16 protein-coding genes and 1 pseudogene are annotated in these 16,058 nt (G+C 67.8%); 5 read left to right on the forward strand and 12 right to left on the reverse strand.

Going from position 1 to position 16,058, the window contains the following annotated elements; genetic code table 11:
• Positions 1-1,747, forward strand: a 1,747-nt coding sequence (locus D7X74_RS28960) for a serine/threonine-protein kinase (RefSeq protein WP_147446709.1), incomplete at its 5' end; no start/stop codon positions are given.
• Positions 1,748-2,525: 778 nt separating this feature from the next.
• Here the strand turns inward: D7X74_RS28960 and D7X74_RS28970 are convergent.
• The 3 genes from D7X74_RS28970 to D7X74_RS28980 form a co-directional block, all read right to left on the reverse strand.
• Positions 2,526-3,407 carry a helix-turn-helix domain-containing protein gene (locus D7X74_RS28970; RefSeq protein WP_120536242.1) on the reverse strand — a complete coding sequence of 294 codons (882 nt, stop codon included), beginning with the start codon at positions 3,405-3,407 and terminating at the stop codon, positions 2,526-2,528.
• A gap of 93 nt (positions 3,408-3,500) precedes the next feature.
• Positions 3,501-4,166, reverse strand: coding sequence for a hydrolase (locus D7X74_RS28975; protein WP_120536243.1), 666 nt, complete (start codon positions 4,164-4,166; stop codon positions 3,501-3,503).
• Positions 4,167-4,446: 280 nt separating this feature from the next.
• The gene (locus tag D7X74_RS28980; protein ID WP_120536255.1) at positions 4,447-5,283 is read right to left on the reverse strand and encodes an oxidoreductase; all 837 of its coding nucleotides are present in this window, start codon (positions 5,281-5,283) and stop codon (positions 4,447-4,449) included.
• 87 nt (positions 5,284-5,370) lie between these two features.
• On the opposite strand from D7X74_RS28980, the gene D7X74_RS28985 reads away from it, so the two are divergent.
• The gene (locus tag D7X74_RS28985) at positions 5,371-6,279 is read left to right on the forward strand and encodes a LysR family transcriptional regulator (protein WP_120536244.1); all 909 of its coding nucleotides are present in this window, start codon (positions 5,371-5,373) and stop codon (positions 6,277-6,279) included.
• Here the strand turns inward: D7X74_RS28985 and D7X74_RS28990 are convergent, their stop codons facing one another.
• Together D7X74_RS28990 and D7X74_RS28995 are read right to left on the reverse strand one after the other, a co-directional pair.
• Positions 6,280-7,110 carry a DUF5131 family protein gene (locus D7X74_RS28990; protein ID WP_120536256.1) on the reverse strand — a complete coding sequence of 277 codons (831 nt, stop codon included), beginning with the start codon at positions 7,108-7,110 and terminating at the stop codon, positions 6,280-6,282.
• Positions 7,111-7,157: 47 nt separating this feature from the next.
• On the reverse strand, positions 7,158-7,796 hold the full coding sequence (locus D7X74_RS28995) for an START domain-containing protein (protein WP_233595657.1): 639 nt from the start codon (positions 7,794-7,796) through the stop codon (positions 7,158-7,160).
• A 149-nt stretch (positions 7,797-7,945) separates the two neighbouring features.
• On the opposite strand from D7X74_RS28995, the gene D7X74_RS29000 reads away from it, so the two are divergent.
• Positions 7,946-9,439: an HAD-IG family 5'-nucleotidase gene (locus tag D7X74_RS29000; RefSeq protein ID WP_120536246.1), complete on the forward strand. Its 1,494-nt coding sequence runs from the start codon at positions 7,946-7,948 to the stop codon at positions 9,437-9,439.
• A gap of 32 nt (positions 9,440-9,471) precedes the next feature.
• On the opposite strand, the gene D7X74_RS29005 is transcribed toward D7X74_RS29000, so the two are convergent.
• Complete coding sequence (locus D7X74_RS29005) at positions 9,472-9,930, reverse strand: DUF2267 domain-containing protein (RefSeq protein WP_158622306.1); 459 nt, start codon at positions 9,928-9,930, stop codon at positions 9,472-9,474.
• A gap of 211 nt (positions 9,931-10,141) precedes the next feature.
• Between D7X74_RS29005 and D7X74_RS29010 the strand changes: the two genes are divergently transcribed.
• Positions 10,142-10,657: a hypothetical protein gene (locus tag D7X74_RS29010; RefSeq protein WP_120536248.1), complete on the forward strand. Its 516-nt coding sequence runs from the start codon at positions 10,142-10,144 to the stop codon at positions 10,655-10,657.
• Between the two features lie 62 nt (positions 10,658-10,719).
• Here D7X74_RS29010 and D7X74_RS29015 read toward each other — a convergent pair whose 3' ends face one another.
• From D7X74_RS29015 to D7X74_RS29030, 4 genes are read right to left on the reverse strand one after another with little or no spacing between them, the layout of a single operon-like run.
• Complete coding sequence (locus tag D7X74_RS29015) at positions 10,720-11,523, reverse strand: Imm49 family immunity protein (RefSeq protein ID WP_120536249.1); 804 nt, start codon at positions 11,521-11,523, stop codon at positions 10,720-10,722.
• A complete protein-coding gene (locus D7X74_RS29020; protein ID WP_120536250.1) occupies positions 11,523-12,137 on the reverse strand; it encodes an imm11 family protein in 615 nt (204 codons plus the stop codon). The genes D7X74_RS29015 and D7X74_RS29020 overlap by 1 nt, the downstream gene beginning before the upstream one ends.
• Positions 12,137-13,135: an AHH domain-containing protein gene (locus D7X74_RS29025; RefSeq protein WP_120536251.1), complete on the reverse strand. Its 999-nt coding sequence runs from the start codon at positions 13,133-13,135 to the stop codon at positions 12,137-12,139. The genes D7X74_RS29020 and D7X74_RS29025 overlap by 1 nt, the downstream gene beginning before the upstream one ends.
• Positions 13,132-14,208 (reverse strand): hypothetical protein, encoded by a 1,077-nt coding sequence (locus D7X74_RS29030; protein WP_147446710.1) that lies wholly within the window; start codon positions 14,206-14,208, stop codon positions 13,132-13,134. Before D7X74_RS29030 ends, D7X74_RS29025 begins: the two co-directional genes overlap by 4 nt.
• A 304-nt stretch (positions 14,209-14,512) precedes the next feature.
• Here D7X74_RS29030 and D7X74_RS29035 point away from each other — a divergent pair, with 304 nt between their 5' ends.
• Positions 14,513-14,809: a hypothetical protein gene (locus D7X74_RS29035; RefSeq protein WP_120536253.1), complete on the forward strand. Its 297-nt coding sequence runs from the start codon at positions 14,513-14,515 to the stop codon at positions 14,807-14,809.
• Between the two features lie 124 nt (positions 14,810-14,933).
• Here D7X74_RS29035 and D7X74_RS44440 read toward each other — a convergent pair whose 3' ends face one another.
• Both D7X74_RS44440 and D7X74_RS44445 read right to left on the reverse strand, forming a co-directional pair.
• Positions 14,934-15,551, reverse strand: a complete 618-nt coding sequence (locus tag D7X74_RS44440) for a LysM peptidoglycan-binding domain-containing protein (protein ID WP_120536254.1) — start codon at positions 15,549-15,551, stop codon at positions 14,934-14,936.
• Between the two features lie 94 nt (positions 15,552-15,645).
• Positions 15,646-16,058: pseudogene (locus D7X74_RS44445) on the reverse strand (polyhydroxyalkanoate biosynthesis repressor PhaR); the annotation flags it as partial.

Genomic DNA, 16,058 nt, shown 5'->3' on the forward strand with positions numbered 1-16,058 from the left:
GGGCGGGTACGGCGCGGTCTACCGGGTCGAACCGCTGGAGGGGTCGGGTCGGAGCTTCGCGCTCAAGCTGTCCCTGCATCCGGATCCCGCGCGGGCGCTGCGGGAGATGTCGCTGCTGTTGGACCGGGCGTGGCATCCCCAGGTGGTCCGCGTCCACGCCACCGGGCGCTGGCCGGACCCCATCGACGGGCTGCCGTACTTCGTCATGGACCATGTGGAGGGGATGGCGCTCCACACGTGGGCGGAGATCCGCAACCCCTCGTTCCGGCAGCTGGCCATGGTGGGCGGCTCCGTGGCGATGACGCTCGACGTGCTGCATGCGCGGGGGGTGCTGCACCGCGACCTCAAGCCAGAGCACATCCTCGTCCGGGAGCCGGGCCACGTGCCGGTGCTCATCGACTTCGGCGCCGGGGACCAGGCGGGGGCCACCACCCTCACCACCACCACCCTGCCCCCGGGCACGCTGCACCTGCGCAGCCCGGAGGCCATCCGCTTCCAACAGCTCCACTGGAGGCAACCGGAGCTGCGCTATCCCTATACGGAGGCGGATGACCTGTACGCGCTGGGGGTGTGCCTGTACCGCGCCGCCACCGGGCACTACCCGTTCTCTCCGGAGCTGACGCCGGACCTGCTCACCGTGGCCGTCACCCAGCGGCTGCCGCCTTCACCCCGGACCATCAATCCCCAGGTGCCCGTGCCACTCGCCACGGCCATTCTGCGGCTGCTGGAGAAGGAGCCGGAGCGGCGGCCTCGCACGGGGGTGCAGGCGCATGCGGAGCTGGTGGAGGGGCTGCTCTCCGACGGTGCGGCGTTCGAGGCGCGGCTCTTCGATGAGCTTCCGGGGGAAGCGCCCGGAAGGATCCGACGCCCTGATTGGCCGTCCCAGCCCTACCGGACGGCGGAGCCCGTGGCGCTGCTGCCGCTGATGCGTCCCCCGAGTTGGCTCCAATCCCAGGGAGGAACCGGGCTGATCAGCCTGATGGTGTGCCTGATGCTCCTGTTCACCGGTTCTGGAACCTGGGAGGTCCTGTCGGGGGCTTGGACTCGCAATACAACCCCAGGGGTCCTACCGAATGCTTCCGCCTCCAGTGGTCATAAACTGGCGAGCCAGCCAGAGCGATCGCACAGTGTTCCTGTCGCTGCCCCGCTGACCACGGGCCCTCCACCGGCGACCGTTGCCCCCGTGGCGACGCCTCCCAAGGAACGCTCACCTGTGACTTCCAGACCGACTGTTTCAGCCCCTGTCGCAACGCCCCCGAAGCCGAGCCGACCGCTCAAGGCCGTCATGGCTTCGGTCTGTATGGGAATGGCCTGCGCCAGCAATCCGCCCATGATGGATCGTCCCGATCCTCCCTTCGAAAACTGCCCGGAGGCGTCGGTCGCAGCCATGAAGGAACTGGGCGTCTATGGCACCCTGCTGGACGGCATGTTCGATCGCAAGGGGCCGCGGAATGGGAATGTGACCGTTCGTGAGGGACGGATTTCCATCTGGGTCTATGGCAATAACGGCGTCAGGGATGGTGACACGCTCACGGGTGAATTATACATCGGCGCCGAACGGGTCTATGGTCATTTCACCCAGCTTCGGCAGAAGAAGACCGGTGAAACCTTTCCCATCTGCTTTGAGTTCTGGACGCAGAACGAGCGTCTGAAAGGACTGCCCCGCCTCAACAGCAGCGCAGATGACAACGCGGTCCTCTCCAACCAGATCGAAGTCAAGACCGTGCCGCGACACTACGAGGATTAGCGTGAAGGCAAATGTTTCTCTTCCTCCTTCCACTTCTTGCGGCCGCTGAGGTCCTGGCGTCTGACGCAACCTCGCCGACGCCACAACAAACGTGTCGGTGCACCGTGGAACTCTCCGCGCTGCTGTCCTCGGGCATCCTGAATGCTCAAGGCGTCACGTCCCTGAAACTCGACGCTCCGGGCTCTTCGGGCTCCGTGAGCAACAAAGCGGACTTTCAGGTCAGGAGTTTTCGCTCTTCACAACGGATCGCGGTGCTCATCGAACTCCCCGAAGGAGCGTCACTGCCAGGCAGGGACCTTCTCGCAAGCCTGAGCGCACCCCGGCCTCAAGTCCTTCCGACCTTGCAGGTGCTTCAAGTCGCACCCAGCACAGCAAGCAAAAGGGCCCGGATCATCGTGGAAGCATCAACGTCCGCCATGGAGGCCGGTGGCATCTACACGCTGGAGCTCCTGGACGCGGAGGGCACGCGGTTCCTCATCCTTCCCGAGGTGCGGTTCCCGACCCTGTAGCAGTTTGAGGAGCGCGTTCCGAAGGACCCTCTGACGCCGCGGGGGGTCACATCGGCAGAAACCCCGTTCAAACCCGGCGAGCCTGGCGAGAAGCGCAGCGCCAAGGGACGTGCCGGGCACCACCTTGGGAAACCTGTCCGACTGTCGGACAGGTTTGGACACCTCGTCCGCGAAGACGGGCTTCCAGCCTGAGCCTTCGCCCCAAGCCCCTCCGCTTCGTGAGGCTCCCCCTCTGGGGACACATGGCCAGCGGGGCTGACGCTTCCTGATCAGCGCTTGCGGTCCCGCCGCCACATCGCGGGCGTGGCGCCGTGGGCCCGCCGGAAGGCCTTGCCGAAGTGCACGGCGTCCGCGAAGCCCGTCGCTTCGGCGACCTGCTCCAGCGAGGCCGGCGTCGTCAGCAGCAGCGTCTGCGCGCGCTTGAGGCGGGCCTGCAACTGCCATTGATACGGTGCCATGCCGGTGGAGGCCTTGAAGGCGCGGCTGAAGTGCGCTTGCGACAGGTCCACCAGTGCCGCCAACGCCGACAACTCGACCCGCTCGGGCAGGCGCGACTCCAGGAAGTCGAGCACCCGCCGCAGTTGCCACGGCGCCAGGCCCTTGCGCGTCGATGGGCCTCTCCCACGGCGCGAGCCCAGCGCGGCGAAGATGGCGGCGGTCAGGCCGTCCCCGTAGAGCTGGGTGGTGGGGTCATCGTCCTCCACCACGTCGGCGAGCAGACGCACCAGCGTCCAGAGGCGGTCATCGGCGAAGCGCAACCGAGGCGCACCCAGGTCGGCGGGGCTCAGTGCCTGGCCCAGGAGCTCGCCCAGCGTCGGCAGGTCGAAGAGGAGCACGGCATCGCGCACCAGGCGCGAATTGGCGCTGTAGCCCCACAGCGGCATGCCGGCGGGCATGAGGTTCAGCTGCCGGGGGACGTAACCGATTTCGCAGGGCTTGTTTTCGCGCAAGCGGGGCTCGCAAGGCGAGCCCACCTCCTCCAGCAGCGCGCTCAGTCGCGTGTGGCTTTCCAGGAACAGGGGATGCTGGGTCGGGCCCGAAGACCGGATCTCGTTCACATCCACGCAGATGCCGTTCCACTTCCGTCGAACGACGGAAACGCCAACCACGTTCTCCGGCAGCGGGCTCAGCCGTTCAGCGCGCGTCTCCACGGCATCGTTCTCCCGAGTGGGTCCATCGCTCAGGAGAACGTTGTCAGCAATCCGAGGGACCGTCATCCCCCCGAACCCGGGAAGGCCGCTCGTTCAGACGCCCCGACCGGTCCGGCCTGCCAGCAACTGCATCTCCCAGGCGAAGGCCACGGCGCTGCCGCCGCCGTGATCGCCAAGCACGCCAGCGAGGGCGGCGGCGCTGGCCTCGCGGGCCCAGTCGCGCTGCCACTCACCGAGAATCGCCATCCAGGTGATGGGCGTCACGCCCGCCATCTGCATGCGCCTCACCGCCATGTCATGCGCCTCGCGGCTGACGCCGCCCGAGGCGTCGGTGACGGCATAGACATCGTAGCCTTCGCCCGCGGCCTGGATCGCGGGCATGGCCAGGCAGATCTCAGTCCACAGCGCGGCGATCACCAGCTTCTTTCGCCCTGTCTTCTTCACCGCGTCCACCACGCGGCGGTCTTCCCAGGTGTTGATGAAGGTGCGGTCGATGGGCTTCTGCTCGGGGAACACGTCCTGCAGACCCTTGACCAGGAAACCACCGCGCTCCGCGAGGACGGTGGTGAGCAGGGTCGGCACGTCGAAGACCTTGGCCGCCTTGGCCAGGCCGACGACGTTGTTCAGCACCATTGTCGGTTCGTGGCTGTGCAGGTTGGCGAACTGGTAGGGCTGGTGGTCAATCAGCACCAGCACGCTGTTCTGGGGCGTCAGCAGGGCATCAAGCCCGCGGTAGGAGGAAGCCTGGTTCGTGCTCATGACGACATTGGGCCCGACACCGGATGCGGAAACACGGTACGGACCTGCGGCTTCTGGTCCATTCCTGCTCCGAAATCTCCTTTGAGAGCGCCTCAGTCCACGATGAAGAGCCTGGCCCCTGTCTCCGTCGACGAGCGGTGGGCTCCGTCGTCATCGGCGACCTGATAGCTCATCATCGGCCCGATCGTGCAGAAGGGAATGTTCGAGATTTTCAGAAGTGGCTCCGTACCTTCACTCTACCGAGCCTCCATCTCCGCGCCGAGATACCCGGCCCTTGGGTTCAGAAAGCCGTCGCGCGAGCGATGTGCTCCGTGCGCTCCACGTCCGACAGCACCTGCGCCAGCTTCTCGCGGATCGCGTCCGCTGCATCCGCTCCCAGGGGGAGTCGCAACGTCGTGGAGCTCGAAATCACGGCCTCCACGATGGCGCGCGCGGCCTTGGCGGGGTCACCGGGCTGCTGACCGTCGGACTGCGTCGCATACGTGCGCATCGGTCCGACCGTCTCGGCGTACTCCGCCATCGCCGGCATCGCCCGGTACGACGGGCCGAGCAGGCTCGTGCGGAACATGCCCGGCTCGACAATCAGCACCCGCACGCCCAACGGCCCGACCTCCTTCGAGAGCGCCTCCGACAGCCCCTCCAGCGCATGCTTCGCCGCGCTGTACGCGCTCGTGCCCGGGTAGGTGGCGAACCCGGACGCGCTCGTGAGCTGCACGATGGTGCCCGAGCGACGCTCGCGCATCTGGGGAAGCACGGCGCGCGTCATCGCCACCGCGCCGAAGAACAGTGGCTCGAAAGCGGCCCGGAGCTCCTCCTCGCTCGTCTCCTCCACCGCGCCGAGAAGGGTGTAGCCCGCGTTGTTCACCAGCACGTCGATGCCGCCGAAGCGCTCCGTGGCCGCCGCGACGGCGCTCCTGACCTCGTCCGCCTTCGTGACGTCCAGCCGGACCGCGAGGACCCGCTCGGGGGCGCGCGCCACCAGGTCCGCCAGCGTGCGCGGATCCCGTGCCGTCGCGACGACGCGCTCTTCCCGCGCCAGGGCCTCCTCCACGATGCAGCGACCGAACCCCGACGACGAACCCGTGACGAACCAGACCCTGCCCTGCTGTGCGCTCATGACGTCCTCCATGGCCCACAAGCTACGGTCCCCGACTCCGCCCCGAAACACGTCGTCTCTGGATGCGCTTTGTAGTTACGCTAAAGAATGCGCGATGACCTCTCGGGCCTGACGGCGCTCCTCGCGGTGGCGGAGAAACGCAGCTTCACCTCCGCGGCGAAGCAGCTCCGCGTCACCCCTTCCGCGGTGAGCCAGAGCCTGCGGGCACTGGAGGAGCGCGTCGGCGTGAGGCTCCTCCAGCGCACCACGCGCAGCGTCGGGCTCACCGAGGCCGGGGCCCACTTCCTCGCCCGGCTGGAACCCGCGATGCAGGGCGTACACGAAGCCTTTGAATCCCTGGGCGAGCTGCGCGACCGCCCGGCGGGCGTCCTGAAGCTGACCCTGCCCCGCTACGGCTACCAGGAGGTGCTCGCGCCCCAGCTCGCGGCCTTCCTCGCGGCCCATCCCGACATCCAGATGGACATCCATCTGGAGGACGCGCTCATCGACATCGTGAAGCGAGGCTTCGACGCGGGCATTCGCATTGGCGAGCTGCTGGAGCGCGAGATGATCGCCGTGCAGGTGAGCAGCGACATCCACATGACCGTGGTGGGTTCACCGTCGTACTTCGCGACGCACGGCAAGCCCCGGCACCCGCGCGACCTGCGCGACCACGACTGCATCAACTACCGCAGCCGGACGCATGGGGGTTTCTCCCGCTGGGAGTTCGTGGACGGCGGGAGGCGCATCGAGGTCGCGGTCCGAGGGCGCGTGTCCCTGGACGACGTGGACTTCATGGTGGACGCCGCGGTGGACGGCCTGGGACTCGGCTTCCTGCCGGAGACCCGGGTGCGGAAGTTCATCGCCGACAAACGCCTCGTGCGGGTGCTCGAACCGTACTGCCCCGCCCTCCCCGGCTTCTTCCTCTACTACCCGAGCCGGACCCACGTGGCGCCGAAGCTCAAGGCGCTCATCGACTTCTTGAAGAAGGGCCGACGGCGCGGCGCGGTGAAATGATCAAGCCCCGAGGGCCATCGCGGGCGGCACAAGCCACGGGGCCGCCAACGCTTCCGCCTCCGCCAGCAATCGCAGACGTCGGGCCTCGTCGGGCGCGGGCGCCACCGTGCTTCGCGGAAGCGCGTCGTACGTGCGGCCGTCCAGCACGCGCCCCGTCGTCGCCTTGCGCACGCCGCCCCACTGCTTGAAGAAGAAGGCCACGCCCGCGGCGTCACACTGCTCGCGCACCGAACGCACCCAGGCCGGCTCCAACGGCCTCGCCTTCGCGCCGCTCTCCCCGCCGACAATCACACCGTCCACGCCCGTGAAGTCCACCGGGCCCAGGTCCTCCAGCAGCGGCTCCACCGACAGGAACCGCACCCGCGCCTGGGTCGCCTGGAGGTGCTTCACGCGCGGCAGGCCATACCTGCGGTCCTCCACGCTGACGCCCCACCACACGTTCGGCAGCCTGGCGGCGAACGCCAGCCGCGTGGACAGCAGCCGCTGCATCCGCTCCGAGCGCTTCGTCAGCACCTGGAACGTGTGCCAGTCCGCCAGCGCCATCACCCGCGCCACCGTCTCGATGTACGCCTCCGGGACCTCGTCCAGGAACAAGTCGCTCATCGAGTTCACGAACACGCGCTTGGAAGCCTTCCAGCGCAGCGGCTCGGCGAGCTTCCCCGGAATCAATCTCAGGTCGAAGCCCTGCGTGTACGGATGCCCGGGCACGCCCCGGAACCGCTCCGCGAACGTCTCCGCGTAGCAGTGCTTGCACCCCGGGCTCAGCTTCACGCAGCCGCGCACCGGGTTCCACGTCGCATCCGTCCACTCAATCTTGGAGTTGTCAGCCATGGCGTCCGGAAGGAACACCCGGACCGCCCGCCCCCATCCCCGGCCGCCTACTTCGCCGGGGGCGTCACGGTCAGCGACTTCGCGCGCTTCTCCACCGCGCGCAGCGTGTCCACCACCGCGTCCTTCTGCCCCACGTTCGCGAGGAACCCCGGGATGGAGCCCGCGGGGTCCACCGTGAACTTGTACACGACCCAGGACCTCCCCTCGCCCTTCGCCTCCACCTTCCAGCTGCCCTCGTTCAACCGCAGGCGCACCACGTCGCGCCTCGCGGGGAACGCGTCCGGCTCCGCCTTCCAGTGCTGCTGGTACACGCCCGTCCCATCCGGCGCGACCTTCGACTCCGTCACCACGTGGCAGATGTAGTCGCGCGAGGACACCACCGGCAGGTCCAGCCGCGTGTACGTCAGCCGACCTCCGTCGTCCGTCGGCTTCACCACCCGCGACTCCTTCACGTACGGCATGAACAGCCGATAGGACTCCATGTCCTCCAGCGTCGCCTGCACCTGCGCGGCGCTCGCCTTCAGTTCGCCCTCCGCCCAGATGTCCTTCGCCTTGGTCCCCGGGCGCGGCCGCACCTTCACCACGAAGGGCTCCGTGGCCACCGTGTCCCAGGCCTCCTCCGCCCCCGCCACGCCCGAAACCAGCAGCACCGCCGCAGCCACCGCCCCGCTGAACCGTCGCGTCATTTCCACCATGCACCTGCCCTTGGGTCGCGCACGCCGCCGAACCCGTATCCCATCTTTCCGACACCTGGACGACCCACGCCCTGCCCACGAACACACGGAACGCACAGGCCGCTCGACTTTGCCCTCCAGCCTTGGCAAGCCTTCGTCCCATGCGTCCTCACTATTCCGGTCCTCCGCCCGAGCGTGGCCTGTTCTGCAACCGCACCCTCAACATGCGGGCCATCAAGGCCGTGGGCTACGACATGGACTACACGCTCATCCACTACCGGGTGGAAGCGTGGGAACGCCGCGCCTACGAATACATTCGCGACCGACTGGTCGAGCAGGGCTGGCCCGTCGCCGACCTGACGTTCGACCCGATGCTCGCCATCCGGGGCCTCATCATCGACACCGCCAAGGGCAACCTGCTCAAGGCCAACCGCTTCGGCTTCGTGAAGAAGGCCCTCCACGGCAGCCGGCCCATGGACTTCGACGCGCAGCGCGAGGCCTACAACCGCACCATCATCGACCTGGCCGACCGCCGCTGGGTGTTCCTCAACACGCTCTTCTCCCTGTCGGAGGCGTGCATCTACGCGCAGCTGGTGGACCGGCTGGACGCGGGCCAGCTCCCCGGCCCCATGGGCTACGTGGACCTCTACGAGCACGTGCGCAAGAACCTGGACGCCACGCACATGCAGGGGCGCCTCAAGGCCGAAATCATCGCGGACCCCGAGCGCTACGTCATCGATGATCCGGAGACGCCGCTCGCGCTGCTGGACCAGAAGAACGCTGGCAAGAAGCTGCTGCTCATCACCAACAGCGAGTGGGCCTACACCGAGCCCATGATGCACTTCGCCTTCGACAAGCACCTGCCCGAGGGCATGACCTGGCGCCAGCTCTTCGACGTCGTCATCGTGAGCGCGCGCAAGCCGGAGTTCTTCACCACCCGCTCCACCCTCTTCGAGGTGGTGGAGGCCAACGGCGAAGCGCTCCTGCGCCCCCACTCCGGCCCCCTCAACCGCAGCAAGCCCTACTTCGGCGGCAGCGCGCTGGAGCTGGAGCGGCACCTGGGCCTGTCCGGCGATGAAATCCTCTACGTGGGCGACCACATGTTCGGCGACGTGCACGTCACCAAGAACGTGCTGCGCTGGCGCACCGCGCTCATCCTGCGCGAGCTGGAGGACGAGGTGCGCTCCATCGCCGCGTTCCGCGCCACGGAGGTGCGCATCGGCGAGCGCATGCTCAAGAAGGAGCGCCTGGAGGACGAGAGCTGCCAGGTCCGGCTGGAGCTCCAGCGCCGCCGCCATCAGTACGGCCCCCGCACCGACACGACCGAGACCGAGCTGGTCACCCGCCTCACCGAGCTGCGCGCGGAGACGGAGGCCCTGGACGCGGAGCTGGGCCCCATGGCGCGCGCGGCCGGGGAGCTGTCCAACCCACACTGGGGCCTGCTCACCCGCGCCGGTAACGACAAGAGCCACCTGGCGCGGCAGGTGGAGCGCTACGCGGACATCTACACGTCGCGCGTGAGCAACTTCCTGTTCGCCACACCCTTCGTCTACCTGCGCAGCCCGCGCGGCAGTCTCCCGCACGACCCCAGCCTGCCCGGGGGCACGCCTGTCTTCACCACCGGGGACGGCGCGGGCACCGGCCCCGCGGAGTAGCCGCCGCCATGCGCGGGACTCGGGCGCCTCGCCTACTGCGTGAGGCGCCACAGGGCCTGGAGGTCCGCGGGGAGGTTGCTGGCGAACTTATCCGCCTCGCCCTCCGTGATTTGATCCTGGAACGCGCGCAGCACGGCGCGGATCACCAGCTCCGCGCGGTCCACGGGCAGCTTCAGGTCCTCCGCCACGGATTCGATGAACTCCTCCTGGCCGAAGCGCTGGAGCCGGGCGGGACGCTCCTCCGCTGGCGGTAGGAAGGCCACCAGCAGGCGGGGCAGCTGCGCCTCCAGGTTGCGCGCCCCCTCCGGCAGGACGCGGCGCTCCAGGGTGGTCAGCACCGACACGGCGGCGCACTCGGCGAGGTTGCGGGGCAGCCCGCTCACCTCCTCCAGGTGGCGGAGGAAGGCCGCGTAGGTGGCTCGCAAGTGGGAATCGTGGCGCCGCTCGTGGCGGGCCTGCTTCTCGGCTTCGCTTTCATGAGACTGGGCCATGGCACACCTCGGGTTGGGTGAAGGAAGGGCAGCCCCAAGGTGCCCATCCCCCCGGCCGTTGGCGGCGTCCAACCAGCCGGGCCCAGGCCTCCGACGCCCCCACCTCCGGCCGCCCACCTGCGGAAATAGCCGCCAAGTGCCCGGAGTTACTGAACATGTGTCCAGACCTCGGAATGGAGGGGGACCTGGCGGGCAGGCGCGCGAACCGGCCATGTCAGACCCCTCCCGTATGAATGATCGCGTGAGCCACTCGACCCCGCCATCGTCGTCGTCGCGAGTCCTGGAGCAGCGCAACCTGCTGGGGGGACTCGACCTCCTGCCCGTGATGGGCAGCCGCAAGCGCGCGCGCCAGTTCCACGTGTCCACGGAGCGCAAGCTGGGCTTCGCGGCGGCGCTGGCGCTGGTGGTGGAGCACGGGCGTGAGAAGGCCAAGGAGACGGGCACCACGTCGATGACGCGCTGCCCGCGCTGCGGCCACACGGGGCCCACGGAGCAGGACTTCGGCTTCCGCATCATGAGCCGGGGCCAGCGCCGTCCGCAGTCCTGGTGCCGGGGCTGCCGGGGTCAGCACCTGGAGCCGGTGGTGAACGCTGCCGCCCCCCAGCCCTCGGACGGCTGGCTGTTCCCGCCGGAGACCACCCGTCAGCAGAAGGCCCGGCCGGAAGCGAAGCCGAGCAAGCCCAAGGCGAAGAAGCGCGCGCGCCGCAGCAACGACGACCTCACCTGAGCGAGGGAGCGGTGGCCTTCCGTGCGCCCTGGGGGCCTGTCCACCAGGGGCCTGTCCGGCTGTCAGCCTGGAGCCGCGCCGAACGAAAGTGCCCAGTCGCCGTCGTAGGCCATCTTCATCGGAACCCGTGCCAGGGGCGGGCAATACAGTAGTGGGGCTTCGACCTTCATTCCCCGACGCTCGGCGAGGCGGAGCATCGCGAGCCCTTCGAACCAGATGAAGCGGTAGGCCACGAACTGCTCCGGAGAAGTGCCCCACCTCACGGCCTCGGCTTCGGTTTCCGCCGAATGCTGCTGGAGGACCCGTTCGAGGGCGGCGAGGAAACGACCGCCGTCTCCTGACAGCAGGGCCTGGAACCACTCCCACCGGTCCGCCTGGGACTTCGCGAGGGCCCCTTCATGCGGGTGGAGCCAGACTTCGGAAGGCGATCCACCCTCCGGCAGCGCGATGAACTCCTGGAGCAGCCGGGCCCAGGCGAACTCGTCCTCGTACTCCTCTTCGCCCTGCTGGGAGGCGGAGACCCGGCACAGGTCGCGGGCGAGTTCCCAATACCCGCCGGCCACGGCCCCCAGCAGTGAGGCATTGTCGGAGGCGGGCGGAAGGCTCGCGCCCTGGGCCCGCAGGTGGATGAGCAACCGGCGCCAGTTCTCCGCCGCACAGGCCAGTTGGTAGAAGAGGTGCTGAGGGCTCCCGTCGAGGAGCAGGGTCGTCACGCCCTGGGTGTGGAAGTGCACGCAGGCCTCGCGCACCAGTCCCACGAGCTCTTCCACCGTCCCCTCCGCGAGCACTTCCGGGAAGGCGTCGTCAAAGAGGATGTCGAGCGAGTCTGCGGCCTCTTCCCGGAGTTGTGCGAGGTCGAACTCCATCACTCTTCCTCCAGGTGCATGAAGGAGCCGTCCCAACCTTCCGCCGCGAACAGCCGGTAGCCGGTGACCTTGCCGGCCTTGAGAGCGTCGGCCACGACCTGGTCGATGACGTACTCCCGCATCAGGGGCTTGAAGCGGAAGAAGCGGGCACGCGGGGAGATGGCTTCCTTGTTCAGGGCGAGCAGGTCGACATCCTCGATCTCGCGCTCGTCGAAGGGCTCCTTGTAATAGACGGACTTCTCCAGGTCGATGCCATCCTCTCCGCCCACCGGGTGGATGATGAAGTACTCGGGCCCCACGATTTTGTCCTTGTGGTCCTTCACCGCCACAGGAAGGTATTCGCAATTGTCCACCCCCACCGAGTCGAGGATGTCCTTCACCTTCTTCGAGGCGATGATCAGGCTCAGCGTGTTGGCCACGAAGTCGAAGAGCTTGCGGTGCTTGGGGAAGTTCCTGGAGAACTTCAAGGTGGCCCCCGCTGGGAACTGCGAGATGTGACTCTGCCCCTCGAAGAGACGCCACTTGGACGGAGCGTCCGCCACGTAGGTTTCGATGACGGCTCCGGGATTGCTGATGGTGTCGAGCATCCAGAACGTCCGGCTGTCGGTCGTCATCAATTCATCGCTCCCTCCGGGAAACGCCTGCGCCTCCCGGTGCTCTTCCGCTTGCCCTTGGAAATGAACTTCACCAGATTGTCCTTGGGGCGCTTGCCCTGCAGGTACAGTTTGACCGAATCCCTACCCAGGTCCTTGAGCTTGACCCAGAGTTTGTTCTCGGCACTGGTCAGCTTTTCGATGATCTGTGAGTAGAACGCCGCGTGAGGCTTGTCACTTTCCCGGGCCTTCTTGACCTTGTCCTTGACGCCTTCCAACCGCTTTCTGGCGTACTTGAGATACTCGGCGTGCCCGCCAAGATGCGCCAGCAGGCAATGCGGGGGCACATCCCAGGTGGGCAGCGGCACGATGTTGTGCCCGTTGTTCACGTCGTAGCCCGACGCACGAATCAACTCCTGTTCCTCATCGGTGAAATGGGCTTCATCCCGACTGTCGAAGACCTCGATGGGGATGAGGTGGTGCGCCACCCACCGGTATGGAGTGGAAGCCGAGAAGAAGAAGTAGTGCTCCGCCGTCGTCTTGTGGGTGAGCTTCTTCGTCAGGAAGAACCGCTTGTCCTTCCCAGGAAAGCTACCGGGCTCGGGAAACTCGAAGCACGCCTCCCACTTCGCACGGTCCTTCACGATGGCCCAGACCGGGCGCTGCTCCGCGAGCTTCTCCACCTTCTCCAGCATCGTCTTCTTCCGGGCGTCGTCGCATCCCATGAAGAGGAAGTCGAAGGGCCACTGGTTGTAGCGGCCCCGACCACCGTGCTTGTGCACGTACGCGGGCCCCCGGTACTGGGCGTGCCCCCGGCGCTTGAGCGGATCCGGCGTGTTCGCGTGCTCGGACGCCTCCTTCGCCTCGGCTTCCAGTTCCTGGATGAGCTGTTTGGGATAGGCGGGGTCCTCCAGCTCCGGAAACTTCTCGTGTCTGAAGGTGTCCTCATCGACGTTGCTGAAGCTGAACTCGCTGAAGCGACTCCTCGTCTGGGTTCCGCTCGTCCCGGAGCTGCTCATGCACGACCTTCCTTCTCCGAAGCGGACAGCAGGATGGCGGCCCGTGGAGCCTGTCTGTCTTCCGACGTGAGCACCACGCCCGAGCGCGCCCGGGCATAGCCACGCTCAAACCCCCGAAGCACCACACAGACGCCCAGGGCCCCCGAGGCGACTCCCGTCTCACCGAAGCTGAGCGCCGGGAGCCAGGAGGAGCGCTCAAGCCTCCACTCCGGGCGCCTCATGCGCAGGTGCAGCAGCAGGCCGCCCCATTCGTGGGCCCGCCGCTGCTCGCCATTGTGGTCGCTCACCAGCAACGGCTCCTCCGAAGCAGACGCTCCGGGCGGCAGCACCCGCTCCACACAGGCCGCCAGGCCGCGGCCATCAGCCCGCTCGGGCTCGGGGGACTCCAGGACGCACACGTCATCGAGGAGGACCGGCGAGGGGACACGCGAGTCCAGACGTCCCTTCGCGGGCCGGAGCAGCAGCGCGACCCCGGCCTCTCCCGGAATGAACCCCACGGGCTGGTCCTCCGTCTTGAGGCGCCTTCGCAGGGAAAGGGAATGCAGGGTCGGAGGTGACAGCAGGCTGTCCACCGCGACCACCAGGCAGGCCTCTGCTTCGCGGGAGCGGATGACGTCCCGCGCGGCCTGGAGCGCCCGGGCAAAAGCCACATGGCCTCCCATGAAGAATCGCCATCCGCCCCGCCAAGCCATCCCCAGGTTGTCGAAGGCCTGCTTCAAGACGAAGGTGCCGAGCACATCGCGCCGCCGCGTCGCGTCCTCGCGCAGCTCGGGGCGCATCGGGAAGTCACGCTCCAGGGGGTCCGGAAGCACCAGGAAGAGAGGGGTGCCAGCCCCCAACTCCTGGAGCGACACCCGGCCCTGGAGGTCCATCAGCGCCTCATGGAGGATGGCGATGAGCCTGCCCGCGGCGGAGAAGCCAAAGGTGACGTCTGGAATGGCACATGTCACCAGGGGAACCGGGGCGTTGTCCCCCTCTGGGAAGTACGGGAACTCACGTGAGGAGCGGGCATGTCCCAGCCCCGCCCGGAATGCCGCACAGGCCGTGATGAGGGGCCCCAGGCACGAACTCATCGCGGCGGCGGCAATCTCCAGCCTCATGGGGAAAAGATAGGCGAAGGCTGGAATTCTCCTCAAGGTGAGGACCATCAATGCCTGTCCAGACAGGCGCTCGGTTCAAACCGACCCAAGCCATCCGCTTCCCTGGACATGCTTGCGGCCACCCGGTACGGGCGGACGCTCGCTTCGCACCTCCTGACCTCCCGCCCGGACGAGCGCCCACCCCCTGCATGCACCGGGAGCGGCCCTTGCCCCGCCCGTCGCCAGGGATGGCATCACCTCCATGGGGTCCCTACCTCTTTGGGACAGGAGGACTTCTATGTCCGTGCGGACCCTGATTGCAGGAATCAAGAACAAGCGGCGCGTGGATGCCCATGCGGCCCAACCCAGTGTGCAGGCCAGCAAAGGCCGCAAGACGCTGGCGCACGACGACGAGGCGGAGCTGCTGCGGCAGAAGGACTTGAAGCGCGTGACGTTGGGCCCCGCCGCGGGCGACCACGGCCCCAAGCGCAACAACCGCGGCACCGGGCTGCGGGGCCGCAAGAAGGCGCCCAGCCAGATCCACATCAAGGGCGCGGGCGGACCGCGCAACCGCTCCGGGCTGCACGGAGGCTGACGGTTTTCCGCCCCGGACTTCACGCCGGAAAAGACGACGCCCCGCGTGGGAGACGAAGCCCCCTTCTCAGGGGACCGCCTTCCCGCGCGGGGCGCGGTGCTGCTTCAGGGCGTGGGCGCGCCGGTCAGTAACCGACGTAGCCGCTGCCGCTGTTGAGACCCTTGATGCCGGGGACGTTGGACACCGAGCCGTAGCGCTCGATGGAGTAGCGGACGCCCGCGATGATGTTGTCCACCGGGTTGCGGATGTTGTCGTGGCCGGGGAGCTTGTGCGCGTCGAACGTCGGCTGGATGGTCTGCATCAGGCCGATGGAGGGCGTGCCCTTCTGCGCGTTCGAGTCCCAGTTGTTGATGGCGTTCGGGTTGCCGCTGGACTCGTGCTCGATGATCTTCGCGATGTCCTGGGGGTTCATCTTCTCCACCGGGACGCCGTTCGCCTTGAGGATGTCCATCGCCTGCTTGATCCAGTCACCGACCTGGCCGGGGGGCACGTCGCCCACGGGCTCCGCGCCGCTGGCGCCCTGGGTCTGCTCGGTGCCGCCGGTCAGGTTCGGACCCTTGGGGCCCGCGCCTTCGGCCTGGAACTCGTCCTTGGCGCCCGGGATGTTGAGCTTGGCGTCCGCGTAGATGAGGTCGGCGTTCTTGATGTTCGGGTTCGCCTTCATCAGCGAGCCGACGTCGGTGTTGAACCGCTTGGCCAGCGCGCCCAGCGTGTCGCCCGACTTGATCCGGTAGTCACCCATGTGGAGAACCTCGCGATTGCCGAAAACCGTTATGCCTGATTGTCGGCCCCCTACTTGCGGAGTTGCGCCTACATTTGCGGTTTTGTGGGTGGTTTCACGCAGAGTCAGTCTTTGACCGACCTGCTGGAATCCTGTGCCGGGACTGTCGCCGCGAAAGCCCCAGCAGCACGGCCAGGGTGACGGCGCCCAGGGCCCCGGGGGCCGCGGTGCAACCTCCTCCGCTCACGGACGGGGGGCCGTCGTCGGAAGGCAGGGGGTCGGTGATGGCTTCGCAGGGGGTGAAGCAGCGGCAGGCGTCTTCACCCTCCACCTCCAGCCGGGCGCACACGCCCTGTCCGCCGCACACGGCGTCCTCCGAGCACGTGGCCCCATAGGTCCCCGCCTGGAGCGCGGGCAGCAGACACCGGGCGGGAGCGTCCCCGGCCGCGACGCAGAGGAGGCCGGCGGGGCACTCGGCGTCGGTGGCGCAGGACGCCTGGCAGAGGGCGTCCAGGGACAGGGGCACGG

This window comes from Corallococcus sp. CA047B, from assembly GCF_003612065.1.
GTDB classification, from domain to species: domain Bacteria; phylum Myxococcota; class Myxococcia; order Myxococcales; family Myxococcaceae; genus Corallococcus; species Corallococcus praedator.